The sequence below is a fragment of the Streptomyces sp. 1222.5 genome, assembly GCF_900105245.1.
Lineage (GTDB): Bacteria > Actinomycetota > Actinomycetes > Streptomycetales > Streptomycetaceae > Streptomyces > Streptomyces albidocamelliae.
Map to the genome: position 1 here is coordinate 3,374,945 of NZ_FNSZ01000001.1, position 24,899 is coordinate 3,399,843.

Below are 24,899 nucleotides of genomic sequence, written 5' to 3' on the forward strand. Positions count from 1 at the left end.
TCACGCATGTCTCTCGTTCTTGACCCCGCTGCCCAGGACCTGCTGTTCCGCGAGGCCCGCACCGCGAACACCTTCACCGACGAGCCGGTGACCGACGAGCAGGTCCAGGCGATCTACGACCTGGTCAAGTACGGCCCGACCGCCTTCAACCAGTCGCCGCTGCGCATCACCCTGGTCCGTTCCGCCGAGGCCCGCGAGCGCCTCGTGCAGCACATGGCCGAGGGCAACCAGCCGAAGACGGCCACCGCCCCGCTGGTCGCCATCCTCTCCGCGGACAACGAGTTCCACGAGGAGCTGCCGGCCCTCTTCCCGCACTTCCCGGCCGCCAAGGACGTCTTCTTCTCGGAGCGCCCGGCCCGCGAGGGTGCCGCCGCCCTGAACGCCGCCCTCCAGGCCGCCTACTTCATCATCGGCGTCCGCGCCGCCGGTCTCGCCGCCGGCCCGATGACCGGTCTCGACTTCGCGGGCGTCCAGAAGGAGTTCCTGGACGACGACCACACCCCGCTGATGGTCGTCAACATCGGCAAGCCGGGCGCGGACGCCTGGTTCCCGCGCTCCCCGCGGCTGGCGTTCGAGGACGTCGTCACCACCGTCTGAGCCGTACCGCCGGCCGGTGAGGCCGGCGCGCACGCACCCATGGAAGAGGCCCCCGGCATCGCCGGGGGCCTCTTTCCTGCGGAATCGCCGTGCGGCGCGCGGGCAGGACCGCGGAGCACGGCCGGGCGCCTACTGCATCTTCAGCGCCGCCGCCATCTTCGTCAGGTCGGCGAAGGACGCCGTACCGGCCACCACCGTCGTGGAACCGGGCGTGCCCTGGAGGACCAGGGCGTCGTAGCGGCCGCCGGTGTAGCGGATCCAGGTGCGGTCGCCGATCCGGTCGGTCCGCTTGGTCGCCGACGCGCCCTGACTGGCCGCGTCGATGAAACGGGAAGGCTTCTGAGCGGACTGCTCGACCTGCACGTACTGCCCGTCGGGGGTCTGGAAACCCAGGTGCCAGCGGTCGTCCTTCTCGCCCTGGAAGCGTACGGAGGTCGCTTTCCAGGTACCCGGCAGTCCTTCGGGTGCGGCCACCGGGTAGCTCACCGCGCGCCGGGCCGTGGACAGCTCGACCTTATAGTCGACCCGCTTGAGTTCGGGAGCGTGATCGTCGTGCGGGATGCTGAGGAAATAGACGACCGCCGCCGCGATCCCGATGAGGGCCAGGGAGAGGATCATGTCCCGGGCCGTCTGCTGCTTGCCTTTCGAACCTGCCACGCCCCCTATCGTCGCAGGTGCCCCAAGCGCTCATCCGTGGGGTCCCCTGCTCATTTTGTCGGCCTAACGATAGAGTCGAGGCGAAGACCCTCATCCGGCCGTCGTCGTATCAGAAAGGTGCGCTCCGATGACCGAAAATCATCACCTGCCGTCCGAGCTCGATGTTCCCTCCGAGGCTCCCGACCGCAACCTCGCCCTGGAGCTCGTCCGGGTGACCGAAGCCGCCGCGATGGCAGCGGGCCGCTGGGTGGGGCGCGGCGACAAGAACGGCGCCGACGGTGCCGCGGTGCGCGCGATGCGGACCCTCGTCTCGACCGTCTCGATGAACGGCGTCGTCGTCATCGGTGAGGGTGAGAAGGACGAGGCCCCGATGCTCTTCAACGGGGAGCAGGTGGGCGACGGCACCGGACCCGAGGTCGACATCGCCGTCGACCCGATCGACGGCACCACGCTGACGGCCAAGGGCATGCCGAACGCGATCGCCGTCCTCGCCGCCGCCGAGCGCGGCGGCATGTTCGACCCGTCCGCCGTGTTCTACATGGACAAGCTGGTCACGGGCCCCGAGGCGGCGGACTTCGTCGACATCAACGCGCCGGTGGAGGTGAACATCCGCCGGATCGCCAAGGCCAAGCGGTCCGCGCCGGAGGACGTCACCGTCGTCATCCTGGACCGGCCCCGGCACGAGGGCCTGATCCGCGAGGTCCGCGAGGCCGGCGCGCGCATCAAGCTGATCTCGGACGGCGATGTCGCCGGCTCGGTGTACGCGCTGCGCGAGGGCACCGGCGTCGACCTGCTGCTCGGTGTCGGCGGCACCCCCGAGGGCATCATCTCCGCCTGCGCCGTGAAGTGCCTCGGCGGCACGATCCAGGGCAAGCTGTGGCCCAAGGACGACGAGGAGCGGCAGCGGGCCATCGACGCCGGGCACGACCTGGACCGGGTGCTCACGACGGACGACCTGGTCTCCGGGGAGAACGTCTTCTTCGTGGCGACCGGCATCACCGACGGTGAGCTGCTGCGCGGTGTGCGGTACCGCTCGGAGACCGCCCTGACCGAGTCGATCGTGATGCGGTCGAAGTCCGGGACGGTACGGCGGATCGACTCCGAGCACCGGCTGCGCAAGCTGCGCGCCTACAGCGCGGTGGACTTCGACCGGGCCAAGTAGCGCCTGCCGTCCGGGGGCCGTGCCGGCCCCCGGCGGTGCAGGAGTCCGGCTGCGCCGCCGGTGCGGAGCGGACGCAGCCGTCTCCGGTTCAGCCCGCTATGCGGTTCGCGGCCGTCGCCCGCGCCGCCTTCTTCAGGTCCATCTCCCGGCGGCGGCGCCGGGCCAGGACCACACGGCGCTCGGCCGCCGTGAGGCCGCCCCAGACTCCGTACGGCTCGGGCTGGAGCAGGGCGTGTTCGCGGCACTCGACCATGACCGGGCAGCGGGCGCAGACACGCTTGGCGGCCTCCTCGCGGGACAGCCGGGCGGCGGTGGGTTCCTTCGACGGGGCGAAGAACAGGCCGGCCTCGTCGCGCCGGCAGACCGCCTCGGTGTGCCACGGGGCGTCCTGGTCCCTGTCCTGTGCCGGCCCCCGCTGGGCCGGCACAGCAGCTACCTGCAAGGACGAATGCGGCGGTTGCAGCACGGTCTACTCCTGACGACGGCTTCGCGAGCGAGAGACGATGCAGCAAGGCCTACCCGCTGTGCGCGTGCCTATGCACAGCGTTTCCGATCGCGGGCGCGCGGTGGCCCGTTCACGCCCCCGCACCGCCGCCGCGGGCGGACCGACACCTTCCGGTGACCCGGCGGGCGTGCCGCGCCGTCAGCGGTCCAGGTGCTTGCGCAGCTTGCGGTCGACCTTGTCGTGGACCCGCTCCAGGATGTCCGCCACGAGCCTGCCGCGCTTCGGGTGCGCCTCGACGTTGCCGAGGACGGCCCAGCCGTCGACGTAGACGACCGGGGCGTCGGGCTCGCCCGAGTCCAGCGGGCTGACCTCGAAGTTGCCCAGCACTCCGCCGCCGGTGCCGCGCAGCGAGATGTTCTCCGGGACGCGGATCTGGACGTCGCCGAAGACCGACACGGCCTTGATGACGACCTGCTGGTACTCGAAGAGCGCCTCGCTGAGGTCGATCTCGACCGAACCGAAGATCGCGTACGCGTGCAGCCGGCGGCCGGCCCGCCAGCGGCCGCGGCGCATGGCGCTGCTGAACACGGCCACCACGTTGGCGTCGGCCTCGGCCGGCACCGCGCCCGGCGTCGGCCGGGACGGGACCGGCGCGTAGGCGGGAGCGGACCGCTGCCGGTGGCCGGCGGGCAGGTCCCGGATGAAGACCTCCAGCTCGCCCACCGTCTTGGCGTGCAGTACTCCCTCGACGCGCTCGGCGTGCTCGTCGGCGGTCAGCCGGCCCTCGGCGAGGGCCTCGCGGAGGATGTCGGCGACCCGGTCGCGGTCGGCGTCCGAGGCGCGCAGTTCGGAGACGCGCGGTCCGGCGTCCTGGATGGGGGCGGGCTTCTGAAGGTCCACGGCAGCAGCGTACCGAAACGCGATAGATCGCGACTAGGGGGTGGGGCGGCCCGGTCGCGTCCGCCGCTGAGCGCCACCTCACACCTACTGAGCCCTACCTCACAGGTTCCGTGTCGGCGGCAGGTTCTAGGCTGGTGAGGCCCGCCAGCGTCGGCGGGCGCCGTCCGTCAGAGTGAGGAATGGGCTGAGATGCCTGAGTTCGCGTACACCGATCTGCTCCCCCAGGGAGAGGACACCACCCCGTACCGGCTGGTGACGTCCGAGGGCGTCTCCACGGTCGAGGGGCCCGACGGGCGGACGTTCCTCAAGGTCGAGCCCGAGGCGCTGCGCAAGCTCGCCGAGGAGGCGATCCACGACATCCAGCACTACCTGCGCCCCGCCCACCTCGCCCAGCTCCGCCGCATCATCGACGACCCCGAGGCGTCGGCCAACGACAAGTTCGTCGCACTGGACCTGCTGAAGAACGCGAACATCGCGGCGGCCGGTGTGCTCCCGATGTGCCAGGACACCGGCACGGCGATCGTCATGGGCAAGCGCGGCCAGAACGTGCTGACCGAGGGCGGCGACGAGGCGGCGCTGAGCCGCGGCATCTACGACGCGTACCTGAACCTCAACCTGCGCTACTCGCAGATGGCTCCGCTCACCATGTGGGAGGAGAAGAACACCGGCTCCAACCTGCCGGCCCAGATCGAGCTGTACGCGACCGACGGCGGCGCCTACAAGTTCCTGTTCATGGCCAAGGGCGGCGGCTCGGCCAACAAGTCCTTCCTGTACCAGGAGACGAAGGCCGTCCTGAACGAGACCTCCATGATGAAGTTCCTGGAGGAGAAGATCCGTTCGCTCGGTACGGCCGCCTGCCCGCCGTACCACCTGGCGATCGTCGTCGGCGGCACGAGCGCCGAGTACGCGCTGAAGACCGCGAAGTACGCCTCCGCGCACTACCTGGACGAGCTGCCCTCCGAGGGCTCCCCGCTGGGCCACGGCTTCCGGGACAAGGAGCTGGAGGAGAAGGTCTTCGAGCTGACCCAGAAGATCGGCATCGGCGCGCAGTTCGGCGGCAAGTACTTCTGCCACGACGTCCGCGTGGTCCGCCTGCCCCGGCACGGCGCCTCCTGCCCGGTCGCCATCGCCGTCTCCTGCTCCGCCGACCGTCAGGCCGTCGCGAAGATCACCGCCGAGGGCGTCTTCCTGGAGCAGCTGGAGACAGACCCGGCGCGGTTCCTGCCGGAGACGACCGACGAGCACCTCGACGAGTCCTCCGACGTGGTGAAGATCGACCTGAACCAGCCGATGGACACGATCCTCGCCGAGCTGACGAAGTACCCGGTCAAGACCCGGCTGTCGCTGACCGGCCCGCTGGTCGTCGCCCGTGACATCGCGCACGCGAAGATCAAGGAGCGGCTGGACGCGGGCGAGGGGATGCCGCAGTACCTGAAGGACCACCCGGTCTACTACGCCGGTCCGGCCAAGACCCCCGAGGGCTACGCGTCCGGCTCCTTCGGCCCGACGACTGCCGGCCGCATGGACTCCTACGTGGAGCAGTTCCAAGCGGCGGGCGGCTCCAGGGTGATGCTCGCGAAGGGCAACCGCAGCAAGCAGGTCACCGACGCGTGCGACGCCCACGGCGGCTTCTACCTCGGCTCCATCGGCGGCCCCGCCGCCCGCCTCGCCCAGGACTGCATCAAGAAGGTCGAGGTCCTGGAGTACGAGGAGCTGGGCATGGAGGCGGTCTGGAAGATCGAGGTCGAGGACTTCCCGGCGTTCATCGTCGTGGACGACAAGGGCAACGACTTCTTCCAGGACCCGGCCCCGGCCCCGACGTTCACGTCGATCCCGGTACGGGGCCCCGGTCTGGCCTAGTGGCTCTCGGGACGGCGGGGGCCGGAACGCGCCCCCGCCGCCCCCTGTTCGACCCTGTCGGCGGCCTCCCGCAGACCCGGCGGGGGCTCTGCCACGGGAGCGTTCCGGCGCGACGGCCTCGTCCACGGACACCGGACGCCGGACGGGCCGGGTGCGCCGCCGGACCGGCGGGACCCGGCCGGTCCGGATGCCGCCCGGCGGGGCCGCTCGTACGCTGTAGCGGTGGAGGTGGCTCCATGTCTTTCTGGATGCACTGGGCCGTGGTCGGGGTCGCCGACGCCGCCTCCTCCGTCACCGACGTGGCAGAGGCGGTGGCGGTCTTCGACAGGTCCATCCACGCGGTCCAGCAGAAGGCCTGCACGCCTCCGGAAGCGGCCGCGCCGGCCGTTTCGGCCGGTGCGGTGCGGACGCGGATGGCCACGGACGGGTCCACGGCCATGGCGCGGGGCCAGGAGTGGCGCACCCGGGCGGGCGACGTCGAAGTGGTGTTCCGCCCGCGCCCGGCCTAGGGACACCCCGGCGCAACGCGCGGCACGGCGAACGGAGTTGCCCGCCGCCGACGTGCGGCGCGGCGCCCGCACGGGTGTCCGGACGGGAATACGGGTACCCCGGCCGGTGCTCACGTCTCCGGAGGTACGACGATGACGACCGAAGAGCCGCAGTACCGGATCGAGCACGACTCGATGGGTGAGGTCCGGGTCCCGGCCCACGCCAAGTGGCGGGCGCAGACACAGCGTGCCGTCGAGAACTTCCCCGTCTCCGGGCAGCGGATCGAGCGGGCGCACATCGAGGCGCTGGCCCGCGTCAAGGCCGCCGCGGCGAAGGTGAACGCCCAACTGGGCGTGCTGGACAAGGAGGTCGCGGAGGCGATCCAGGAGGCGGCCGGCGAGGTCGCCGCGGGGAAGTGGGACGAACACTTCCCAGTGGACGTGTTCCAGACGGGCTCCGGCACCTCGTCCAACATGAACACCAACGAGGTGATCGCCACCCTCGCCACCGAGCGGCTGGGCCGGGACGTGCACCCGAACGACCATGTGAACGCCTCGCAGTCGTCCAACGACGTCTTCCCGTCCTCCATCCACATCGCGGCCACCGCGGCCGTCACCCAGGACCTCATCCCGGCCCTGGAGCACCTCGCCGCCTCCCTCGGCCGCAAGTCCGAGGAGTTCGCCGACGTGGTGAAGTCCGGGCGGACGCACCTGATGGACGCGACGCCGGTGACGCTCGGGCAGGAGTTCGGCGGTTACGCGGCCCAGGTCCGGTACGGCGTGGAGCGGCTGCGGGCCTCGCTGCCCCGGCTGGCGGAACTGCCGCTGGGCGGCACGGCGGTCGGCACCGGCATCAACACCCCGCCCGGGTTCTCCGCCGCCGTCATCGAGGAGGTCGCCCGGGTGACCGGGCTGCCGCTGACCGAGGCCCGCGACCACTTCGAGGCGCAGGGCGCCCGGGACGGCATCGTGGAGACCAGCGGACAGCTGCGCACGATCGCGGTCGGCCTGACGAAGATCGCCAACGATCTGCGCTGGATGTCCTCCGGCCCCCGCACGGGCCTCGCCGAGATCCGGCTGCCCGACCTCCAGCCCGGCTCGTCGATCATGCCGGGCAAGGTCAACCCGGTCGTCCCCGAGGCCGTCCTGATGGTCGCCGCGCAGGTCATCGGCAACGACGCCACCATCACCACCGCCGGTGCCGCCGGGAACTTCGAGCTGAACGTGATGCTGCCCGTCCTCGCCAAGAACGTGCTGGAGTCGATCCGGCTGCTCGCCAACGTCTCCCGGCTGCTGGCCGACCGCACCGTCGACGGCATCACCGCCGACCGCGAACGCACCCGCGAGTACGCCGAGTCCTCCCCCTCCGTGGTGACCCCGCTCAACAAGTACATCGGCTACGAGGAGGCCGCGAAGGTCGCCAAGAAGTCCCTCGCCGAGCGGAGGACGATCCGCGAGGTCGTCCTGGAGGGCGGGTACGTGGAGCGCGGCGACCTCACACCGGAGCAGCTCGACGAGGCACTGGATGTCCTGCGGATGACGCGTCCGTAACCACGAGCGAACCTTTCCGGCCACCGCCGTACAACCGTGACGCGTACCGCAGCGTCGTATGCCTACGGCACCTAATATCTGTGCATGAAGGACGACGGAGCGGTGACACGAGTGGAAGCGGGACCTGCCGGCCATTGGCGCCCCGGGACACAGGTCCTGTGGCGCTATCGCGAGAACGCCGGCGATCACGTGCACATCGCCCGGCCCGTCACCGTCGTGCGCGACGACGCGGAACTGCTGGCGGTGTGGCTGGCGCCCGGCACGGAGTGCGTACGCCCGGTCCTGGCCGACGGCACCCCCGTGCACCTGGAGCCGCTGGAGTCCCGCTACACCAAGCCCCGTACGGTCCAGCGGGACCGCTGGTTCGGCACGGGTGTGCTCAAGCTGGCGCAGCCCGGTCGTCCCTGGTCGGTGTGGCTGTTCTGGGAGCCGGGCTGGCGGTTCAAGAACTGGTACGTCAACCTCGAACAGCCCCTGGTCCGCTGGTCCGGCGGGGTGGATTCCGAGGACTACTTCCTGGACATCTCCGTTCATCCCGATCGGAGTTGGTACTGGCGGGACGAGGACGAGTTCGCGCAGGCCCAGCGGGACGGACTGATGGACGCGGCGACCGCGGAGCGGGTGCGCGCGGCCGGTCGGGACGCGGTGGCGGTGATCGAGCAGTGGGGGCGGCCGTTCCCGGACGGCTGGCAGCACTGGCGCCCGGATCCGTCCTGGGCGGTACCGTCACTCCCCGATGACTGGGACCGTACGCCCGCGCATGTGTCCTCATGAGACCCTTGATGCGCCCCCAGGCAAGAAACGTAGGATCGTCCTCCGCAAGGGCGCGCACATGCAACTCCCGGCATACGGGCCGGGCCTGACCGAACGTCACCGAGGGGCGGCACGACGTGAGCGAGGAGTACCAGGACACCACGGCCGGCCGCCGAGGCCCCGCCGGTGGCACGGCGACATCTCCTGAGCACGCGGGAATTCCGTTCCCGGGGCACGTATTGCGGGTATCGGGATTTCGGCGGGACCCACTGCGCGCCCGGCGCGCAGCCCCGGACGGATGGATGCGACACGCGTGACGGAGCAGCCCACCTCCTTCGAGCGCCCGCAGCAGGGCGCCGACCCCGCGGAGGCCCGCGGGGCGCTCCTGCGTACCCCGAAGCCGCCCGGCAGCCCGGCCTTACCGGTGCAGGCCCGGGCCGACGGCACGCCGTCGGGTCCGGGTACGGCCACGCCCTGTGGCAAGGGAAAGGACGGCAAGGGGAAGGAGCCCCCAGTCAACGGCCCCGAGCACTCCCAGCCCGCCGCGACGGAACCCGGCGCACACCGCCCGCGCCCCGCACCGGAGGCGATCCCGCCGCAGCCCGGTGCCGATCAGGAGCGGGCACCGGCCGGCCAGGAGCGCCGTACCGGGCGCGGGCTTCCACCGGGGCGGCCCATGCCGATGCGGCGCGACGGGGACCGGCTGCGGTTCGTGGGCGCGGCCACCCGCCGGATCGCCCGCGGGCTGGACCTGGACGAGATCGTGATGGGGCTGTGCCGGGCCACCGTGCCGACCTTCTCCGACGCGATCCTGGTCTACCTGCGCGACCCGTTGCCGGTCGGCGACGAGCGGCCCACCGGGCCGGTGGTGCTGCGGCTGCGCCGCACGGACCGGATACCGGAGGAGCGGGACACCGACGGGGTGCCGCTGCCGCCCGCCTTCGAGCCGGAGCCGGAACCGTCCGCGCTGACGGACCTGTCCTCGCTGACGACGGAGCTGTGCGAGGTGCGGCCCGGCGGTGCGCTGAACGAGGTGCTGCGCGGGGTGCGGCCGGTGTTCGCCGACGCGCCCGCGGCCCGGGCCGCGCTGCCCGAGCTGCTCGGTGAGAACGGCGAGGCGGTCGTACCGGACGGCCGGCACGCGATCCTCGCCCCGCTGCGCGGGCGGCGCCGGGTGATCGGCGCCGCCCTGTTCCTGCGCCGCCCGGAGCGGCCGGCGTTCGAGGCGGACGACCTGCTGGTGGCCGCGCAGCTGGCCACGCACAGCGCGCTCGGCATCGACAAGGCGGTGCTGTACGGCCGTGAGGCCTACATCGCCGACGAGCTGCAGCGCACCATGCTGCCCGAGACCCTGCCGCGCCCGACCGGCGTCCGGCTGGCCTCGCGGTACCTGCCGGCGGCGGAGACCGCGCGGGTCGGCGGTGACTGGTACGACGCGATCCCGCTGCCCGGCAGCCGGGTCGCGCTGGTGGTCGGCGATGTCATGGGCCACTCCATGACCTCGGCGGCGATCATGGGCCAGCTGCGCACCACGGCGCAGACCCTGGCCGGGCTGGACCTGCCCCCGCAGGAGGTGCTGCACCACCTGGACGAGCAGGCGCAGCGCCTGGGCACCGACCGCATGGCGACCTGCCTGTACGCCGTCTACGACCCGGTCACGCACCGCATCACCATCGCCAACGCCGGTCATCCGCCGCCGGTGCTGCTGCACCTGGGCGGCCGGGCCGAGGTGCTGCGGGTGCCGCCGGGCGCCCCGATCGGGGTCGGCGGGGTCGACTTCGAGGCGGTCGAGCTGGACGCGCCCGCCGGGGCCACCCTGCTGCTCTACACCGACGGGCTGGTGGAGTCGCGGCTGCGGGACGTGTGGACCGGCATAGAGCAGCTGCGGGAGAAGCTGGCCGCGACCGCGCAGCTGACCGGGCCGGACCATCCGCCGCCGCTGGAGGCGCTGTGCGACGAGGTGCTGGACATGCTCGGTCCGGGCGACCGGGACGACGACATCGCGCTGCTCGCGGCCCGCTTCGACGGGATCGCGCCGAGCGATGTCGCCTACTGGACGCTGGAGCCGGAGGACTCGGCTCCCGGCCAGGCCCGCAGGCTGGCGCGGCGCGCGCTCGCCCGCTGGGACCTGGAGGACCTGTCGGACTCGGTCGAGCTGCTGGTCAGCGAGGTCGTGACGAACGCCGTCCGGTACGCCTCGCGGCCGGTGACCCTGCGGCTGCTGCGGACGCATGTGCTGCGCTGCGAGGTCGGTGACGACGTGCCGCAGTTGCCGCGGCTCAGGCAGGCGCGGGCCACGGACGAGGGCGGGCGCGGCCTGTACCTGGTCAACAAGCTGGCCCGGCGCTGGGGCGCGACCCGGCTGAGCACCGGCAAGGTGGTGTGGTTCGAGCTGAACCGGGGCTGATCCCGGCCGGCATGACGACGACGAAGGGCGCCCGGATCGCTCCGGGCGCCCTTCGTCGTCGTGGCGCGTCTACTGGCCGAGTCCGCTTTCGGGGTCGAGCGGGTCCTCGGTGACGGGGTCCGTGGGCGGCCCGGTGCTCGGCGACTGGGACGGCGACTGGCTGGGCGGCTTGCTGGACGGCGTCTGCGACGGGCTGTCGGACGGCGAGTTCGACGGCGGCGCGGACGACGTCGGCGGCTTGCTGGACGGCGTCTGCGACGGGGTGTCGGACGGCGACCGGGACACCGTCGGGGTCTCGGTCGGCTCGACGGCCGCGCCCTGCGTGGTGTTCAGGTCGAACTCGGCCCTGTCGGTCACGCCGAAGGTGTACGCGGCCCAGATCTTCGCGGGCGGACCGCCGCCGTTGACGCGGCCACCGCCCATCGCGCCCTTCAGCGAGACGTGGTCGTTCTTCTTGATCGGCCGGCCGTCGCAGCCGGTGCCGCCCGCCTTGTCCGCCTCGCCGAACAGGCCGACCGAGGTGACCAGGTCGGGCGTGTAACCGGTGAACCACGCGGAGCGGTTGCAGTCGGACGTACCCGTCTTGCCGGCGACCTCCTGGCCCTGGCGCAGCGGGTTGCCCGCCACGGACTCCTGGGCCGTGCCGTCGTCGACCACGCCGGTGAGCACGGAGGTGACCGTGTCGGCAGCGGTGCGGCTGATCACCGAGCCGCCGACCGCGTTCGGAATGTGCGCCGAGCGGCCGCGGTTCTCCGCCGACTTCACGATGTTCGGCGTGACCTTGTAGCCGTGGTTGTCGAAGGTGGCGTAGATCCCGGCCATCTCCAGCGGGCTCGCGCCCATGGAGCCCAGCGTCTGGGCGGGCACGGCCTGCATGCCCTTGGTGTCCATGCCGAGCTTGTCGGCGGTGCTCATGACCTTGTCCATGCCCACGTCCACGCCCATCTGCGCGAAGACGGAGTTGACGGACGCGTTCATCGCCTTCTGGACGGTGATGTCGTCGTAGTCGCGGTTGTCCTCGTTCGGCGGGGCGAAGCCGACCTTGGCGCCGTGGTCCAGGACCTGGCGGCGGCTGGTGCCGTCGTAGAGCGTGCCGGCGGTGATCGGCTTGCCGTCCTGCGTGGTGGCGTTCTGCTCCAGCGCGGCGGCGAGGATGACCGGCTTGAACGTCGACGCCGGCTGGTAGTCCGTGCGGGTGGCGTTGCTGAAGTAGTGCTTGTAGTAGTCCACACCGCCGTACAGCGCGACGATCTTGCCGTTCTTGGGGTTGACGGAGACGGCGCCGGCCTGGACGTCGTTGTCGACCTTGCGCCTCTTCTTGTCCAGCTTGCCGGTCAGCTCCGTCTTGACGGCCTTCTCCAGCGCGGCCTGCTTCTTGCGGTCGATGTTGAGGGTGATCGTCCAGCCCTGGTCGATGACCGCGCTCTCCGCCTGGCCCCGGCTGAGACCCTCCTGCTCCATCAGCTGCTGCTCCAGCTGCTGGTTGGCGAGCTCGACGAGGTAGCCCTTCTGCCCGTCGAGGCCCGGGGCGCCCTTGGGTGCCTTGGGGTAGGGGAACTTCAGGCCGTCCCGCTCGGACTTGGGCAGCCAGCCCTCCTCGACCATGTTGTCCAGCACGTAGTTCCAGCGCTGCTGGACCAGCCGCTTGCCGGTGGGCGTGGCGACCGCCCAGTCGTACTGGCTGGGCGCCTGGAGCAGCGAGGCGAGGTAGGCGCCCTGCTGGACCGAGAGCCGCTCGGCGTCGACGTGGTAGTAGGCCTGGGCGGCGGCCTGGATGCCGTACGCGTTGCGGCCGTAGTAGCTGGTGTTGATGTAGCCCGCGAGGATGTCGTCCTTGGACTTCTCGCGGTCCACCTTCAGCGAGATGACCAGTTCCCTCAGCTTGCGCGAGACCGTCTGGTCCTGGTTCAGGTAGAAGTTCTTGACGTACTGCTGGGTGATCGTCGAACCACCCTGCTTGCCCTTGCCGGACAGGGTGTTGAGCAGGCCGCGGGCGGTGCCTTTGAAGTCGACTCCGGAGTCGTGGTAGAAGCTCTTGTTCTCCGCGGCGACGAAGGTGAGCTGGACCTTGCGGGGCACCTTGGCGAGGTCGACGATCTCCCGGTTGACGTCGCCCTTGCGGGCCAGGACCTTGCCGTCGCTGTACTTGTAGACGTTGCTCTGCCGCTGGGCGGCGGCGTTGCCCTCGGGGACGTCCACGTACAGGTACAGGCCGATGAAGCCCGCGATGCCCAGGAGGCACACGCCGAAGAACGTCCCGAGGATCTTCTTCCAGGTGAACATCCTGCGTATGAGGCTCTTGCCGGATCTACCGCCGCCCCCGGCGGGCCCGGTACCGGCCGTGGGTGCGGAGCGGCGGCGGCTGGGCGCCGCGCGGTGGCCACCACGCTGCCGCGCTCGTCTCTCTTCCGCTCGTCCCATGGGTTCCTACGCTCGCTTCCGTCTCGGCATCAGCTCCGAAAGCTAACACCCGCCTATATGACAAAGAGGGTCTGATTCGCTCTTTTAGGGACGTGACAATCAGCACCCGCCCCAAGGGAACCGACGGCCCGGACGGCCGCAAGGTTGCCTGCCGATCCAAGAGAATCCCTTGACGCGCTAAAGTGATATCACTTAGATAGAACCAAGCTAAGCGAACCAGGCCGGGCACCCCGCTCCGGGGCCGTCCAGAACGGGGGGACCACCATGTCCACGCAGGACTCCGCGCACACACCGGACCACCAAGTCGACGCCGACGTACCCGAGATGCCCGCTCCCCGCGTGCGGGAGTTCGCCGCCCACAGCATCGGCGGCGGGCTCGCGCTGCTGCTCGGCCTGCTCGGACTCGGCGCGGCGGCCGCCCTGCTCGCGGCCTCCTCGGCGGTCGGTGCGCCCGGCGCCCGGGCCGCCCTGATCGTCGCCGGCATCCTGGTCTTCCTCGCCGCCGTCATCGCGATGCGCGGCCTGAACACGGTCGCCCCGGGCGAGGCCCGGGTCGTGCAGCTCTTCGGGCGGTACCGGGGCACGATCCGGCAGGACGGCCTGCGCTGGGTGAACCCCTTCACCTCCCGGACCCGGATCTCCACCCGGGTGCGCAACCACGAGACCGCCGTGCTGAAGGTCAACGACGCCTACGGCAACCCGATCGAGCTGGCCGCGGTCGTGGTGTGGAAGGTCCAGGACACCGCGCAGGCCACGTTCGAGGTGGACGACTTCGCCGAGTTCGTCGCCACCCAGACCGAGACGGCCGTACGGCACATCGCCATCGAGTACCCCTACGACGCCCACGACGAGGACGGCCTGTCGCTGCGCGGCAACGCCGAGGAGATCACCGAGAAACTGGCCGTCGAGCTCCAGGCGCGGGTGGAGGCGGCCGGAGTGCGGATCATCGAGTCGCGCTTCACGCATCTCGCGTACGCTCCCGAGATCGCCTCGGCGATGCTCCAGCGGCAGCAGGCCGGGGCGGTCGTCGCGGCCCGGCGCCAGATCGTCGACGGCGCGGTGGGCATGGTCGAGGCGGCGCTCGCCCGGATCGCCGAGCGGGACATCGTGGAGCTGGACGAGGAGCGCAAGGCGGCGATGGTGTCGAACCTGATGGTGGTGCTGTGCGGTGACCGGGCCCCGCAGCCGGTCCTGAACACCGGGACCCTCTACCAGTGACGGACACGCCGGACTCCCCGGATGCGCCGAAGCGCCGGCCCCAGCAGCGCAAGCAGGTGCTGCTGAGGCTGGACCCCTCGGTGTACGAGGCGCTGGCCCGGTGGGCCGGTGACGAGCTCCGGTCGGCCAACGCGCAGATCGAGTTCCTGCTGCGCAAGGCGCTGGCGGAGGCGGGGCGGCTGCCGCGGGACACGGGCCCGCTGCCCCGCCGCGGCCGGCCGCCCGGCGACTCCGCCTCCGGGCCCCCTTCGGCCTGACCGGCCCCGTCCCCGCTCGCGGGACGGGGCCGGTCGTCGTTACCGAACCATGACAATTGGCCGCCACCTGCGCGGCGGTACAGCCCGCCACGATCTGCACACTCCGCGTATACACACCGCGTATACACCGTGTGTAGAGTGCTCCGCATGTCCATCGGTCACACCCTTCTAGGGCTCCTGGAGTCCGGCCCGCGCCACGGCTACGACCTCAAGCGGGCCTTCGACGAGAAGTTCGGTCACGACCGGCCGCTGCACTACGGCCAGGTCTACTCCACGATGTCCCGGCTGCTGAAGCACGGCTACGTGGAAGTCGACGGGATCGAGGCCGGCGGCGGCCCCGAGCGCAAGCGCTACGCCATCACCGACGCCGGCATCACCGACGTCGAGCGCTGGCTCGCCACCCCGGAGAAGCCGGAGGAGTACCTCCAGTCGACCCTGTACACCAAGGTCGTCCTGGCGCTCCTCACCCACCGGGACGCGGCCGACATCCTCGACACCCAGCGCTCCGAGCACCTGCGCAGCATGCGGATCCTGACCGACCGCAAGCGCAAGGGCGACCTCGCGGACCAGCTGATCTGCGACCACGCGCTGTTCCACCTCGAGGCCGACCTGCGCTGGCTGGAGCTGACCGCGGCGCGCCTCGACAAGCTCCGTGAGGCGGTGGCCCGATGACTCCTCCCGCCGGCTCCCTGCTCACCGCCGAGAACCTGCGCAAGGTCTACGGCCCGACCGTCGCCCTCGACGGCGCCGAGTTCTCCATCCACCCCGGCGAGGTCGTCGCCGTGATGGGCCCCTCCGGCTCCGGCAAGTCGACGCTGCTGCACTGCCTCGCCGGCATCGTGCCGCCCGACTCCGGGTCCATCACCTACGACGGCCGCGAACTGTCCGGCATGAGCGACACCCAGCGCAGCGCCCTGCGCCGCAGCGACTTCGGGTTCGTCTTCCAGTTCGGCCAGCTCGTCCCCGAGCTGACCTGCGTGGAGAACGTGGCCCTGCCGCTCCGCCTGAACGGCCGTCCCCGCAAGGAGGCCGAACGGGCCGCGCTCACCTGGATGGAGCGCCTGGAGGTGGACGACCTCCGGGGCAAGCGCCCGGGCGAGGTCTCCGGCGGCCAGGGGCAGCGCGTCGCCGTGGCGCGGGCACTGGTCACCGGACCGCGGGTGCTGTTCGCCGACGAACCGACCGGCGCGCTGGACTCCCTGAACGGCGAGCGCGTGATGGAGCTGCTGACCGACGCCGCCCGCTCCACCAACGCGGCCGTCGTGCTCGTCACGCACGAGGCCCGGGTCGCCGCCTACTCCGACCGGGAGATCGTCGTACGCGACGGCAAGTCCCGGGACATGGAGCGCGCGATATGAACGTGCGGCAGTGGGGCCGCGATCTCGGCATGGGGATCCGGTTCGCCTTCACGGGCGGGCGCGAGGGCTGGGTCCGGATGCTGCTGACGGCCGTCGGGGTCGGTCTGGGGGTGGCGCTGCTGCTGCTGACGACCTCGCTGCCGAACGTGCTGACCGCCCGGCACCGCGTCGAGGAGGCCCGCCAGGACTACACCTTCTCGGCCACGCCGCCGAAGAAGGCCGACGACACCGTACTGCTCGCCGCCACCGACACCACGTGGCACTCCAGGGACATCCGGGGCCGGCTCCTCGAACCCGAGGGTTCGCGGCCGCCGTTGCCGCCCGGCGTGAACCGGGTGCCGGCGAAGGGCGAGATGGTGGTCTCGCCCGCGCTGAAGGAGCTGCTGTCGTCGGACGGCGCGAAGCTGCTGCGGGAGCGGATTCCGTACCGGATCACCGGCACCATCGGCGACAGCGGTCTGATCGGCTCGCGCGAACTCGCCTACTACGCGGGCGCCGAGGGCCTGGTACCGCAGTCGGGCGGGGTCCGGGTGGAGCGCCTGACCGCGTTCGGCGACCCGCATCCGACGGTCGAGAAGGCCGACCCGGTCCTCATCCTGATGATGCTCGTCGTCTTCGTCGTCCTGCTGATGCCGGTCGCCGTGTTCATCGCCGCGGCCGTGCGGTTCGGCGGCGAGCGGCGCGACCGCAGGCTGGCCGCGCTGCGGCTGGTGGGCTCCGACAGCCGGATGACCCGGCGGATCGCGGCCGGTGAGGCACTCGCCGGCGCGCTGCTCGGGCTGGTCGTCGGCTGCGGGTTCTTCCTCGCCGGCCGGCAGGCGGCCGGCTCGGTGGAGGTGATGGGCGAGAGCTTCTTCCCCGGCTATCTCAACCCCTCCCCCGTGCTCGTCGCGCTGGTCGCGGTGGCGGTCCCGGCCGCCGCCGTCCTGGTGACCCTGCTCGCCATGCGCGGGGTGGTCGTCGAACCGCTGGGTGTGGTGCGCGCGGCCAAACCGGCCCGGCGGCGCCTGTGGTGGCGGCTGCTGCTGCCGCTGGCCGGCCTCGGGATGCTGTACCCGATGCTCGGCAAGGGCCGTTCGCACGGCGACTTCAACCAGTACCTGGTCACCGGTGGTGTGCTCCTGTTGCTGGTCGGCGTGACCGCGCTGCTGCCCTGGCTGGTGGAGGCGGTCGTCGCCCGGCTGGGCCCGGGCGCGGTCTCCTGGCAGCTGGCCGTACGACGGCTCCAGCTGAGCAGCGGTACGGCGGCCCGCATGGTCAACGGCATCGCCGTGGCGGTGGCCGGTGCGATCGCGCTCCAGATGCTGTTCGCGGGCGTGCAGAGCCAGTACACCAAGGACACCGGGCGCGACCCGAACCGGGCGTCGATGGAGATCGACCTGCCCGACCGCGCACAGGTGAACGCGGCCGGCAAGGAGATCGCCGCGACCAAGGGCGTGCGCACCTCGGTGGCGCTGTCCACCGGGTACGTCGCCGACAAGCGCCGCGAGCCGGAGAACATGGCCGACGTCACGGTCGGCGACTGCACCGCCCTGCGGGAGGTGGCCCACCTGCCGTCCTGCCGTGAGGGCGACGCGTTCCTCCTGAACAACCCGCAGTTCGACGGCGACTACGTCGCGCGGATGCACGCCATCGTCCGGCCGGGCCACCAGCTGTACATCGACCCGTCCGCCGCGCAGGACCGTGGCCTCGAAGTGCCGTGGAAGGTGCCGGCCGGACTGAAGAAGGCCGTCTACCGCAAGGACGCGCTCCAGCAGGGCGCCGCCGGGGTGCTGATGACGCCGTCCGCGCTGCCCGGCAGGGCCGTGCCCTCGCTGAACGGCCGGGTCTTCGTCCGCCTCGACGCGTCCGTGCCGGACGCCGAGGAGTACGTGCGGACCACGACCGCGAAGGTCGACCCGGTCGCGGACGCCTTCACCTGGGCGGCGACCAGGCAGTCCACCAAGTACGCCTCGCTGCGCACCGGCCTGTTCATCGGCGCGATCTGTGTGCTCGCGCTGATCGGGGCGAGCCTGCTCGTCTCCCAGCTGGAGCAGTTGCGCGAACGCCGCAAGCTGCTGTCGGCGCTGGTCGCCTTCGGCACCCGGCGCCGCACCCTGGGCCTGTCGGTGCTGTGGCAGACGGCGGTGCCGATCGCCCTCGGCCTGCTGCTCGCCTCCGCGGTGGGGCTGACCCTCGGCGCGGTGCTGCTGAAGATGACGGCCACCCCCGTGGCCGTCGACTGGGCGAGCGTCCTGTCGATGACCGGCGCCGGCGCGGCGGTCGTCCTCACGGTCACCGTGCTGAGCCTGCCGCCGCTGCTGCGGCTGATGCGGCCGGAGGGGCTGCGCACGGAGTAGGGCGCGGCGGCCCCGGCCCCCACGCACGACGGCTCCGTGCCACCGGACCCCCGGTGGCACGGAGCCGTCGCACGTGCCCGGGGCGGTGCTCAGCCCTCCGTGTCGAGGACCCGTACCGGCAGCGCGCGCAGGGCCTCGCGCAGCGCCGCCGACAGCTCCTGGTACTCGGCGCCGCGCGCCGCGCCCGCCCGCATCGCCAGGGCGACCCGGCGGCTGGGGGCGGGCTCGGCGAAGTAGCCCGTGAGGAGTTGGCTGCTGCGGGTCGTCTCCAGCTTCAGCGCGGTGCGCGGCAGCAGGGTGCAGCCGAGGCCGCCCGCGACGAGCTGGACCAGCGTGGACAGCCCGGCGGCCGTCGTGGTGACCGGCGCGTCCTCCCGGCCGGCCTCCCGGCAGATGTCCAGGGCCTGGTCGCGCAGACAGTGACCCTCGTCCAGGAGCAGCAGGTTGAGCTCCCTGAGGGCCTCGCGCGGAATGCCCTCGCGGCCCCCGAGCCAGTGGTCGAGCGGGGTGACGAGCACGAAGTCCTCGTCGAAGAGGGGCAGTTCGGTGACCCCCGGCACGCCGAGCGGCACAGCGAGCAGCAGCAGGTCGAGCCGGCCGGAGTGCAGGCCGTCGATCAGGCTGGCGGTCTGCTCCTCGTGCACCTGGAGGTCGAGGTGCGGGTACCGCTCGTGCACCAGGCGCAGCACGGTGGGCAGCAGGTACGGCGCGACGGTCGGGATGACACCGAGCCGCAGCACCCCCGTGAAGGGCGCCCGGACCGCCTCGGCCTCCTCGAGCAGCGCCCCCACCTCGTCCAGCACCGCCTTCGCCCGTACGGCGAGGCGCTCACCGGCGGGCGAGAGCAGTACCTTGCGCGTCGTACGCTCGAGGAGGGTCACCCCGAGGGTCTCCTCCAGCGCCGAGACCGCGCCGGACAGGGCGGGCTGGCTCGTCCCGATGGCGGCCGCCGCGTCGCGGAAGTGCAGGTGCTCGGCGACGGCCGCGAAGGCGCGCAGCTGCGCGAGGCTCGGCTGCCTCCGTTTACCGCTACTGATGGTCACTGATAACTACCTCCGATCAACATGACCGAGTGTAGCTATTTCCCGAATCAATGCAGCCTGTGCCACCATCGATTCAGTCCAACCCATGGGAATCGTCCTCAAAAGGGGCGCTTCCTCGCTGCAAGGAGAGCCTGTGCTCACTGTCGGTGACAAGTTCCCCGAGTTCGAACTGACCGCCTGCGTCTCGCTGGAGAAGGGCAAGGAGTTCGAGGAGATCCACCACAAGTCCTACGAGGGCAAGTGGCTCGTGGTCTTCGCGTGGCCCAAGGACTTCACGTTCGTGTGCCCGACCGAGATCGCCGCGTTCGGGAAGCTGAACGACGAGTTCGCCGACCGTGACGCCCAGATCCTCGGCTTCTCCGGTGACTCCGAGTTCGTGCACCACGCCTGGCGCAAGGACCACCCGGACCTGACCGACCTGCCGTTCCCGATGATGGCCGACTCCAAGCACGAGCTGATGCGCGAGCTGGGCATCGAGGGTGAGGACGGCTTCGCGCAGCGCGCCGTCTTCGTCGTCGACCCGAACCGCGAGATCCAGTTCACCATGGTCACCGCCGGTTCCGTGGGCCGTAACCCCAAGGAGGTCCTGCGGGTCCTGGACGCCCTGCAGACCGACGAGCTGTGCCCCTGCAACTGGAGCAAGGGCGACGAGACCCTCGATGCGGTCGCGCTGCTGGCTGGTGAGTGACCCATGTCGCTCGACTCCCTGAAGTCCCGCGTACCCGACTACGCCAAGGACCTGAAGCTCAACCTGGGCTCGGTCATCGGCAACTCGGACCTGCCCGCGCAGCAGCTGTGGGGCACGGTGCTGGCGACCGCCATCGCCTCCCGTTCCCCGATCGTGCTGCGTGAGCTGGAGCCGGAGGCGAAGGCGAACCTGACGCCGGAGGCGTACACGGCCGCCAAGGCGGCCGCCGCCGTCATGGCGATGAACAACGTCTTCTACCGGACCCGCCACCTGCTGTCCGACCACGAGTACGGCACCCTGCGCGCGGGCCTGCGGATGAACGTCATCGGCAACCCGGGTGTGGAGAAGGTCGACTTCGAGCTGTGGTCCTTCGCGGTCTCCGCGATCAACGGCTGCGGCATGTGCCTCGACTCGCACGAGCAGGTGCTCCGCAAGGCCGGCGTCGAACGCGACGTCGTCCAGGAGGCCTTCAAGATCGCCTCCGTGATCCAGGCGGTCGGCGTCACCCTCGACGCCGAGGCGGTGCTGGCCGAATAGGCCCCCCGTAAGGCCGTGATACCCAGGGCCTCGCTCACTCCTGGTGGGCGAGGCCCTCGGCGTTCTCCCGGACCTGTCCGTCGGTCCCGGCCGTCCCCTCGTCGGGCACCGGGGAGGCCGGTTCCTGTCCCGCGGCGCCCGGTTGCTGTTCCTGGGCGTACTGGCGCAGGTAGCCGACGACCGTGTTCGTCACCGCCACCAGGGGGACGGCCACCACCGCGCCGCCGATGCCGGCCACCATGCCGCCGGCCGCGACCGTCAGGACGACCGCCAGGGGGTGGACGCGGACCGCGCGGCCGAGGATGAACGGCTGCAGCACGTGCCCCTCGATCTGCTGGACCGCGAGGACCACGGCGAGCGTCATGACCGCGGTGAACACGCCCTGCGTGACGAGCGCGACGATCACCGCGAGCGCTCCGGAGGCGACCGCGCCGACCAGGGGGATGAACGAGAACAAGAAGATGAAGACGGCCAGCGGCACGGCCATCGGCACGTCGAGGAAGTAGATGCCGATGCCGATGAAGATGGCGTCGATGAGGGCGACCAGGACCGTGCCGCGGACGTACGCGGTCAGGGTGCGCCAGGCGCGCGGGCCGGCACCGGCCACGCCCGGACGGGCGGCGGAGGGCACCAGCTTCAGGAACCACTGCCAGATGCGCACACCGTCGTAGAGCAGGAACAGCGTCGAGAAGAACACCAGCAGGATGCCGGTCAGCGCCTCGACGACGACCTGAACTCCCTCCAGACCCGCGGACGTTATCTGGTCGGTGTTGGCGCCGATCGCCTCCCGGAGGTTCTTGGCGATCTGGTTGATCTGCTTGTCGGTGACGTGGAAGGGACTCTTCAGCAGCCAGTTGCGCAGATCGTCGATGCCGTTCTGGATCTGCGTGGAGAGCGTGTCGATGTTCTCCATGACCTGCCAGGTCACGAACCAGCCCATCAGGCCGATGACCACGAAGCCGAGGATGGCGGTCAGCGCCGTCGCCGGGCCGCGCGGCACCCCGTGCCGCATCAGCCGGGCGACCGTCGGCTGGAGCAGGGCGGTGACCAGAAGGGCGATGACGAAGGCGAAGACGACCAGTTGGACCGCGCTGATGACCCGCATCAGCACCCACACGGTGCCGGCGAGCACCAGCAGGCGCCAGCCGGCCTCGGCCGCGACCCGGACACCCCAGGGCACCGCCTGCGCGGGATCGGGCCGGGGCCCGGCCGGCGGCGCGGGCCTGCGGACCGGCGCCGGGTCGACGGCGGCGGGAGACGCGTCGGCCGGTTCGGACTCGGCGTGCTCCTTCTCCACCTCGGCGCGACGCTCGTCCAGGCGCTCGCCCATCTCGGTGAGATTGGCGCCGAGCCGGCCGAGCCACCCTGGCACTCGCGACATCATCCGTCCTCTTTCCCCGCGTCCCCGGGTGCTCGCCACGCTCCCCCCTGGAGTCGTTCCGATACGACCGTACAGTGCGAAAGCCCCTCCCCTAGGGACGGGGAGGGGCTGCGCGGGGTTGAGCGGAGCCGGTCGGCTCGGTACCGAAGGACCGTCGGGCGGCCTAGTACCAGTGGTTGGCCTGCCAGAACGACCACGCCTGGCACGGGCTGCCGTAGCGGCTGTTCATGTAGTTGAGGCCCCACTTGATCTGCGTGGCCGGGTTCGTCTGCCAGTCGGCGCCGACGGACGACATCTTGGAGCCGGGCAGGGCCTGGAAGAGGCCGTAGGCACCGGAGGAGGCGTTGACCGCCTTGTAGTTCCAGCTGGACTCGTGGTCCACGATGTTGCTGAAGCACTGGAACTGGCCGCCGCCCACCATCTGACGCGCCATCGCCTGGATCTGCGCCACGGTGTAGCTGCTCTGGGTGGGGAAGCTGGAGGAGTCGCGGACGTCGTCGCGGCTGGCCGCGGCCTTCGTCTCGGCACGCTCCTTGGCCTCCTTGGCCGCCTTCTCCGCCTTCTCGGCGGCCGCCTTCTTCGCGATGGCGGTCTCGGCGGCGGCCTTGCGGGCTGCTGCCTCGGCGTCCTTCTTGGCGCCCGCGTCGGCGGCGATGGCCTGAGCGTCGGCCTGCTGCGTCAGGGACGCGGTCTGCACCTGGGCCTGCTGACCCGCGGGTATGTCCGCGAGGAGCGTGGTGTCGGCTGCCGTCGTCTCTGCGTCGTTGTTGTTCTGCGCGACGCTGCCCGAGGCAACGCCGACAACGCTTCCGACGGCGGTGACCGCGGTGGCCGAGGCCACTGCGAATCCCCGGACCGAAATCCGGCTCACACGGTTTCCTTCCAGCATCGCCCGCTTCGGTGACCCTGGCGGACGCAATCGTGCCCCTTGGCACTGGCCTCCCAACTGCGGGGTCACGGGAGGCGCGGGCCCGGTGGGCAACTCCCCCGAAGGGAGCGCCGCGTGGTGCTCGGGCGGCATACGACGAACTCTGTGGAGTTGGTGTGTTTCTGTGGTGCCGTACCGCTGGGGGTACAGGTGTGTCGTATGCGGGGCCTGACAGGAGTGAGACTCTGCCGTAACCGGACGCCGCGTGGCAATTCTGTGTTGCGTGTGAAAGCTCACATCCCGTTTGGCCCTGGTGATTTCAGGAAACCCCCACACGCGAAGGCACCGCCCGGCTAGGCTCCTGTGCCTTTGCCGGACGGTGCCGAATGGGCCTTCCTCAGGGTCAGATGTGGCCGTCCTCCAGCATTTCGGTCACAAGGGCGGCAATCTGGGACCTCTCGGACCGCGTCAGCGTGACGTGCGCGAAGAGCGGATGCCCCTTCAGCTTCTCCACCACGGCGACCACGCCGTCGTAGCGGCCTACGCGCAGATTGTCCCGCTGTGCCACGTCATGGGTCAGAACGACCCGCGAGTTGGCGCCGATCCGGGACAGAACGGTCAGCAGGACGTTCCGTTCGAGGGACTGCGCCTCGTCCACGATCACGAACGCGTCGTGGAGCGAGCGGCCGCGGATGTGGGTGAGCGGGAGGACCTCCAGCATCCCGCGTGCGGTGACCTCCTCGATGACCTCGCGGCTCGTGACCGCGGAAAGGGTGTCGAAGACGGCCTGTGCCCACGGGCTCATCTTCTCCGCCTCGGAGCCGGGCAGATAACCCAACTCCTGCCCGCCGACCGCGTACAGCGGACGGAAGACCATCACCTTCTGGTGCTGGCGGCGCTCCAGGACCGCTTCCAGGCCCGCGCACAGCGCGAGCGCCGACTTGCCGGTGCCGGCCCGGCCGCCCATCGAGACGATGCCGACGTCCGGATCGAGCAGCAGGTCGAGCGCGATGCGCTGCTCGGCGCTGCGGCCCTTGATGCCGAACGCCTCCCGGTCGCCGCGCACCAGCCGGACGTTGCCCTCGGCGGTGACCCGGCCGAGCGCCTTGCCGCGCTCGGACTGGATGGTCAGGCCGGTGTGCACGGGGAGGTCGGAGACCTCCGGGACGTACACGTGCCCTTCCTCGAAGAGGATGTCCACCTGTTCGCCGGAGAGCATCAGTTCGGACATTCCGGTCCAGCCGGAGTTCTCCGTGATGGCGAGTTCGGCCCGGTACTCCTCGGCCAGCAGGCCCACGGACGAGGCCTTGATCCGCAGGGGCAGGTCCTTCGACACCACGGTGACGTCGAACCCCTCGGCCTGCAGGTTCCGGGCCACCGCGAGGATGCGGGAGTCGTTGTCCCCCAAGCGGTAGCCGGTGGGCAGCACGCTGGGGTCCGAGTGGTTGAGCTCGACACGGAGCGTCCCGCCGAGTTCCCCGATCGGGATGGGGGCGTCGAGGCGACCGTACTTCACCCGGTAGTCGTCCAGCAGGCGCAGCGCCTGGCGGGCGAAGTAGCCGAGTTCGGGATGGTGCCGCTTGGCCTCCAGCTCCGTGACCACCACGACGGGGAGCACGACCTCGTGCTCGTCGAAGCGGGTCAGGGCGTTCGGGTCGGCCAGCAGGACGCTGGTGTCGAGAACATAGGTGCGCCGGTCTGGCTTGTGGCGCTTTGTGCTGGTCACCACGGAAGGACGTACCCCCTCGGATGAGGTCGGGGAGCGACGAAGTGGAGCTGGACCGGTTTCCGGCCCCCGCACACGGCGGGCCGGATACCGGCCCTCCGCGGCTGCTTCCGTGCGGCGATCGCACGGTCGGGCTGGTGCAAAGGGCCTCCCGGGCGGACGGCCCCGTGCCGCCCGCTGAGATACGACGCCCGTGGTTCGGGTGTCGACCTGCTTGGCTTATGCCCTCGAACATGCACCGCC

Annotated in this window: 22 protein-coding genes; 14 read left to right on the plus strand and 8 right to left on the minus strand. The window is 71.1% G+C overall.

The features are described from left to right. Nucleotides 1-6: 6 nt before the first annotated feature. Nucleotides 7-597 (plus strand): malonic semialdehyde reductase, encoded by a 591-nt coding sequence (locus BLW57_RS15025; protein WP_093475039.1) that lies wholly within the window; start codon nt 7-9, stop codon nt 595-597. Nucleotides 598-726: 129 nt separating this feature from the next. On the opposite strand, the gene BLW57_RS15030 is transcribed toward BLW57_RS15025, so the two are convergent. Then, on the minus strand, nt 727-1,254 hold the full coding sequence (locus BLW57_RS15030; protein WP_093475041.1) for a DUF4245 domain-containing protein: 528 nt from the start codon (nt 1,252-1,254) through the stop codon (nt 727-729). Between the two features lie 127 nt (nt 1,255-1,381). Between BLW57_RS15030 and glpX the strand changes: the two genes are divergently transcribed. Next, nucleotides 1,382-2,416, plus strand: a complete 1,035-nt coding sequence (gene glpX, locus BLW57_RS15035) for a class II fructose-bisphosphatase (protein ID WP_093475042.1) — start codon at nt 1,382-1,384, stop codon at nt 2,414-2,416. Between the two features lie 88 nt (nt 2,417-2,504). Here glpX and BLW57_RS15040 read toward each other — a convergent pair whose 3' ends face one another. Then, a complete protein-coding gene (locus tag BLW57_RS15040) occupies nt 2,505-2,882 on the minus strand; it encodes a WhiB family transcriptional regulator (RefSeq protein ID WP_093475044.1) in 378 nt (125 codons plus the stop codon). Nucleotides 2,883-3,059: 177 nt separating this feature from the next. Beyond that, on the minus strand, nt 3,060-3,761 hold the full coding sequence (locus BLW57_RS15045; protein ID WP_093475045.1) for a DUF1707 SHOCT-like domain-containing protein: 702 nt from the start codon (nt 3,759-3,761) through the stop codon (nt 3,060-3,062). Between the two features lie 189 nt (nt 3,762-3,950). Between BLW57_RS15045 and BLW57_RS15050 the strand changes: the two genes are divergently transcribed. From BLW57_RS15050 to BLW57_RS15070, 5 genes are all read left to right on the plus strand, one after another. Next, nucleotides 3,951-5,621, plus strand: a complete 1,671-nt coding sequence (locus BLW57_RS15050; protein ID WP_093475047.1) for a fumarate hydratase — start codon at nt 3,951-3,953, stop codon at nt 5,619-5,621. 236 nt (nt 5,622-5,857) lie between these two features. Next, nucleotides 5,858-6,130, plus strand: a complete 273-nt coding sequence (locus BLW57_RS15055) for a hypothetical protein (RefSeq protein ID WP_093475048.1) — start codon at nt 5,858-5,860, stop codon at nt 6,128-6,130. A gap of 132 nt (nt 6,131-6,262) precedes the next feature. After that, nucleotides 6,263-7,660: a class II fumarate hydratase gene (locus BLW57_RS15060; RefSeq protein ID WP_093475050.1), complete on the plus strand. Its 1,398-nt coding sequence runs from the start codon at nt 6,263-6,265 to the stop codon at nt 7,658-7,660. 84 nt (nt 7,661-7,744) lie between these two features. Beyond that, nucleotides 7,745-8,434 carry a cytidylyl-2-hydroxypropylphosphonate hydrolase gene (locus BLW57_RS15065; protein ID WP_093475051.1) on the plus strand — a complete coding sequence of 230 codons (690 nt, stop codon included), beginning with the start codon at nt 7,745-7,747 and terminating at the stop codon, nt 8,432-8,434. Between the two features lie 292 nt (nt 8,435-8,726). Beyond that, nucleotides 8,727-10,820, plus strand: coding sequence for an ATP-binding SpoIIE family protein phosphatase (locus tag BLW57_RS15070; RefSeq protein WP_093475053.1), 2,094 nt, complete (start codon nt 8,727-8,729; stop codon nt 10,818-10,820). A gap of 69 nt (nt 10,821-10,889) precedes the next feature. Here the strand turns inward: BLW57_RS15070 and BLW57_RS15075 are convergent, their stop codons facing one another. Further along, entirely contained in the window at nt 10,890-13,241 is a 2,352-nt protein-coding gene (locus BLW57_RS15075; RefSeq protein ID WP_093475054.1) for a transglycosylase domain-containing protein, read from the minus strand. Nucleotides 13,242-13,505: 264 nt separating this feature from the next. Between BLW57_RS15075 and BLW57_RS15080 the strand changes: the two genes are divergently transcribed. From BLW57_RS15080 to BLW57_RS15100, 5 genes are all read left to right on the plus strand, one after another. Continuing rightward, on the plus strand, nt 13,506-14,459 hold the full coding sequence (locus BLW57_RS15080; RefSeq protein ID WP_093475056.1) for an SPFH domain-containing protein: 954 nt from the start codon (nt 13,506-13,508) through the stop codon (nt 14,457-14,459). Further along, nucleotides 14,456-14,716 carry a type II toxin-antitoxin system antitoxin gene (locus tag BLW57_RS15085; RefSeq protein WP_093475057.1) on the plus strand — a complete coding sequence of 87 codons (261 nt, stop codon included), beginning with the start codon at nt 14,456-14,458 and terminating at the stop codon, nt 14,714-14,716. The genes BLW57_RS15080 and BLW57_RS15085 overlap by 4 nt, the downstream gene beginning before the upstream one ends. A gap of 147 nt (nt 14,717-14,863) precedes the next feature. Then, complete coding sequence (locus tag BLW57_RS15090; RefSeq protein ID WP_093475059.1) at nt 14,864-15,388, plus strand: PadR family transcriptional regulator; 525 nt, start codon at nt 14,864-14,866, stop codon at nt 15,386-15,388. Continuing rightward, entirely contained in the window at nt 15,385-16,074 is a 690-nt protein-coding gene (locus BLW57_RS15095; RefSeq protein ID WP_093475060.1) for an ABC transporter ATP-binding protein, read from the plus strand. Before BLW57_RS15090 ends, BLW57_RS15095 begins: the two co-directional genes overlap by 4 nt. Beyond that, complete coding sequence (locus BLW57_RS15100; RefSeq protein WP_093475062.1) at nt 16,071-18,413, plus strand: ABC transporter permease; 2,343 nt, start codon at nt 16,071-16,073, stop codon at nt 18,411-18,413. Before BLW57_RS15095 ends, BLW57_RS15100 begins: the two co-directional genes overlap by 4 nt. An 89-nt stretch (nt 18,414-18,502) precedes the next feature. On the opposite strand, the gene BLW57_RS15105 is transcribed toward BLW57_RS15100, so the two are convergent. Then, nucleotides 18,503-19,450 (minus strand): LysR substrate-binding domain-containing protein, encoded by a 948-nt coding sequence (locus BLW57_RS15105; RefSeq protein WP_371127858.1) that lies wholly within the window; start codon nt 19,448-19,450, stop codon nt 18,503-18,505. Between the two features lie 139 nt (nt 19,451-19,589). Between BLW57_RS15105 and BLW57_RS15110 the strand changes: the two genes are divergently transcribed. Together BLW57_RS15110 and BLW57_RS15115 are read left to right on the plus strand one after the other, a co-directional pair. Continuing rightward, on the plus strand, nt 19,590-20,144 hold the full coding sequence (locus BLW57_RS15110; protein WP_093475065.1) for a peroxiredoxin: 555 nt from the start codon (nt 19,590-19,592) through the stop codon (nt 20,142-20,144). Nucleotides 20,145-20,147: 3 nt separating this feature from the next. Continuing rightward, nucleotides 20,148-20,681 (plus strand): alkyl hydroperoxide reductase, encoded by a 534-nt coding sequence (locus tag BLW57_RS15115; protein WP_093475066.1) that lies wholly within the window; start codon nt 20,148-20,150, stop codon nt 20,679-20,681. Nucleotides 20,682-20,715: 34 nt separating this feature from the next. Here the strand turns inward: BLW57_RS15115 and BLW57_RS15120 are convergent, their stop codons facing one another. From BLW57_RS15120 to BLW57_RS15130, 3 genes are all read right to left on the minus strand, one after another. Then, nucleotides 20,716-22,062, minus strand: a complete 1,347-nt coding sequence (locus BLW57_RS15120; protein WP_256339819.1) for an AI-2E family transporter — start codon at nt 22,060-22,062, stop codon at nt 20,716-20,718. A gap of 163 nt (nt 22,063-22,225) precedes the next feature. Beyond that, the gene (locus BLW57_RS15125) at nt 22,226-22,951 is read right to left on the minus strand and encodes an aggregation-promoting factor C-terminal-like domain-containing protein (RefSeq protein ID WP_093475068.1); all 726 of its coding nucleotides are present in this window, start codon (nt 22,949-22,951) and stop codon (nt 22,226-22,228) included. 382 nt (nt 22,952-23,333) lie between these two features. Further along, nucleotides 23,334-24,659: a PhoH family protein gene (locus BLW57_RS15130; protein ID WP_093475069.1), complete on the minus strand. Its 1,326-nt coding sequence runs from the start codon at nt 24,657-24,659 to the stop codon at nt 23,334-23,336. Nucleotides 24,660-24,899 lie beyond the last annotated feature (240 nt).

What these genes read in the sequence shown, in the direction of transcription:
- BLW57_RS15095 (WP_093475060.1), top strand. Translation starts at nt 15,385, where the DNA reads ATGACTCCTCCCGCCGGCTCCCTGCTCACCGCCGAGAACCTGCGCAAG.
- BLW57_RS15075 (WP_093475054.1), bottom strand. Translation starts at nt 13,241, where the DNA reads ATGGGACGAGCGGAAGAGAGACGAGCGCGGCAGCGTGGTGGCCACCGC.
- BLW57_RS15050 (WP_093475047.1), top strand. Translation starts at nt 3,951, where the DNA reads ATGCCTGAGTTCGCGTACACCGATCTGCTCCCCCAGGGAGAGGACACC.
- BLW57_RS15125 (WP_093475068.1), bottom strand. Translation starts at nt 22,951, where the DNA reads ATGCTGGAAGGAAACCGTGTGAGCCGGATTTCGGTCCGGGGATTCGCA.
- BLW57_RS15055 (WP_093475048.1), top strand. Translation starts at nt 5,858, where the DNA reads ATGTCTTTCTGGATGCACTGGGCCGTGGTCGGGGTCGCCGACGCCGCC.
- BLW57_RS15120 (WP_256339819.1), bottom strand. Translation starts at nt 22,062, where the DNA reads ATGTCGCGAGTGCCAGGGTGGCTCGGCCGGCTCGGCGCCAATCTCACC.
- BLW57_RS15090 (WP_093475059.1), top strand. Translation starts at nt 14,864, where the DNA reads ATGTCCATCGGTCACACCCTTCTAGGGCTCCTGGAGTCCGGCCCGCGC.
- BLW57_RS15080 (WP_093475056.1), top strand. Translation starts at nt 13,506, where the DNA reads ATGTCCACGCAGGACTCCGCGCACACACCGGACCACCAAGTCGACGCC.
- BLW57_RS15025 (WP_093475039.1), top strand. Translation starts at nt 7, where the DNA reads ATGTCTCTCGTTCTTGACCCCGCTGCCCAGGACCTGCTGTTCCGCGAG.
- BLW57_RS15065 (WP_093475051.1), top strand. Translation starts at nt 7,745, where the DNA reads ATGAAGGACGACGGAGCGGTGACACGAGTGGAAGCGGGACCTGCCGGC.
- glpX (WP_093475042.1), top strand. Translation starts at nt 1,382, where the DNA reads ATGACCGAAAATCATCACCTGCCGTCCGAGCTCGATGTTCCCTCCGAG.
- BLW57_RS15115 (WP_093475066.1), top strand. Translation starts at nt 20,148, where the DNA reads ATGTCGCTCGACTCCCTGAAGTCCCGCGTACCCGACTACGCCAAGGAC.
- BLW57_RS15100 (WP_093475062.1), top strand. Translation starts at nt 16,071, where the DNA reads ATGAACGTGCGGCAGTGGGGCCGCGATCTCGGCATGGGGATCCGGTTC.
- BLW57_RS15060 (WP_093475050.1), top strand. Translation starts at nt 6,263, where the DNA reads ATGACGACCGAAGAGCCGCAGTACCGGATCGAGCACGACTCGATGGGT.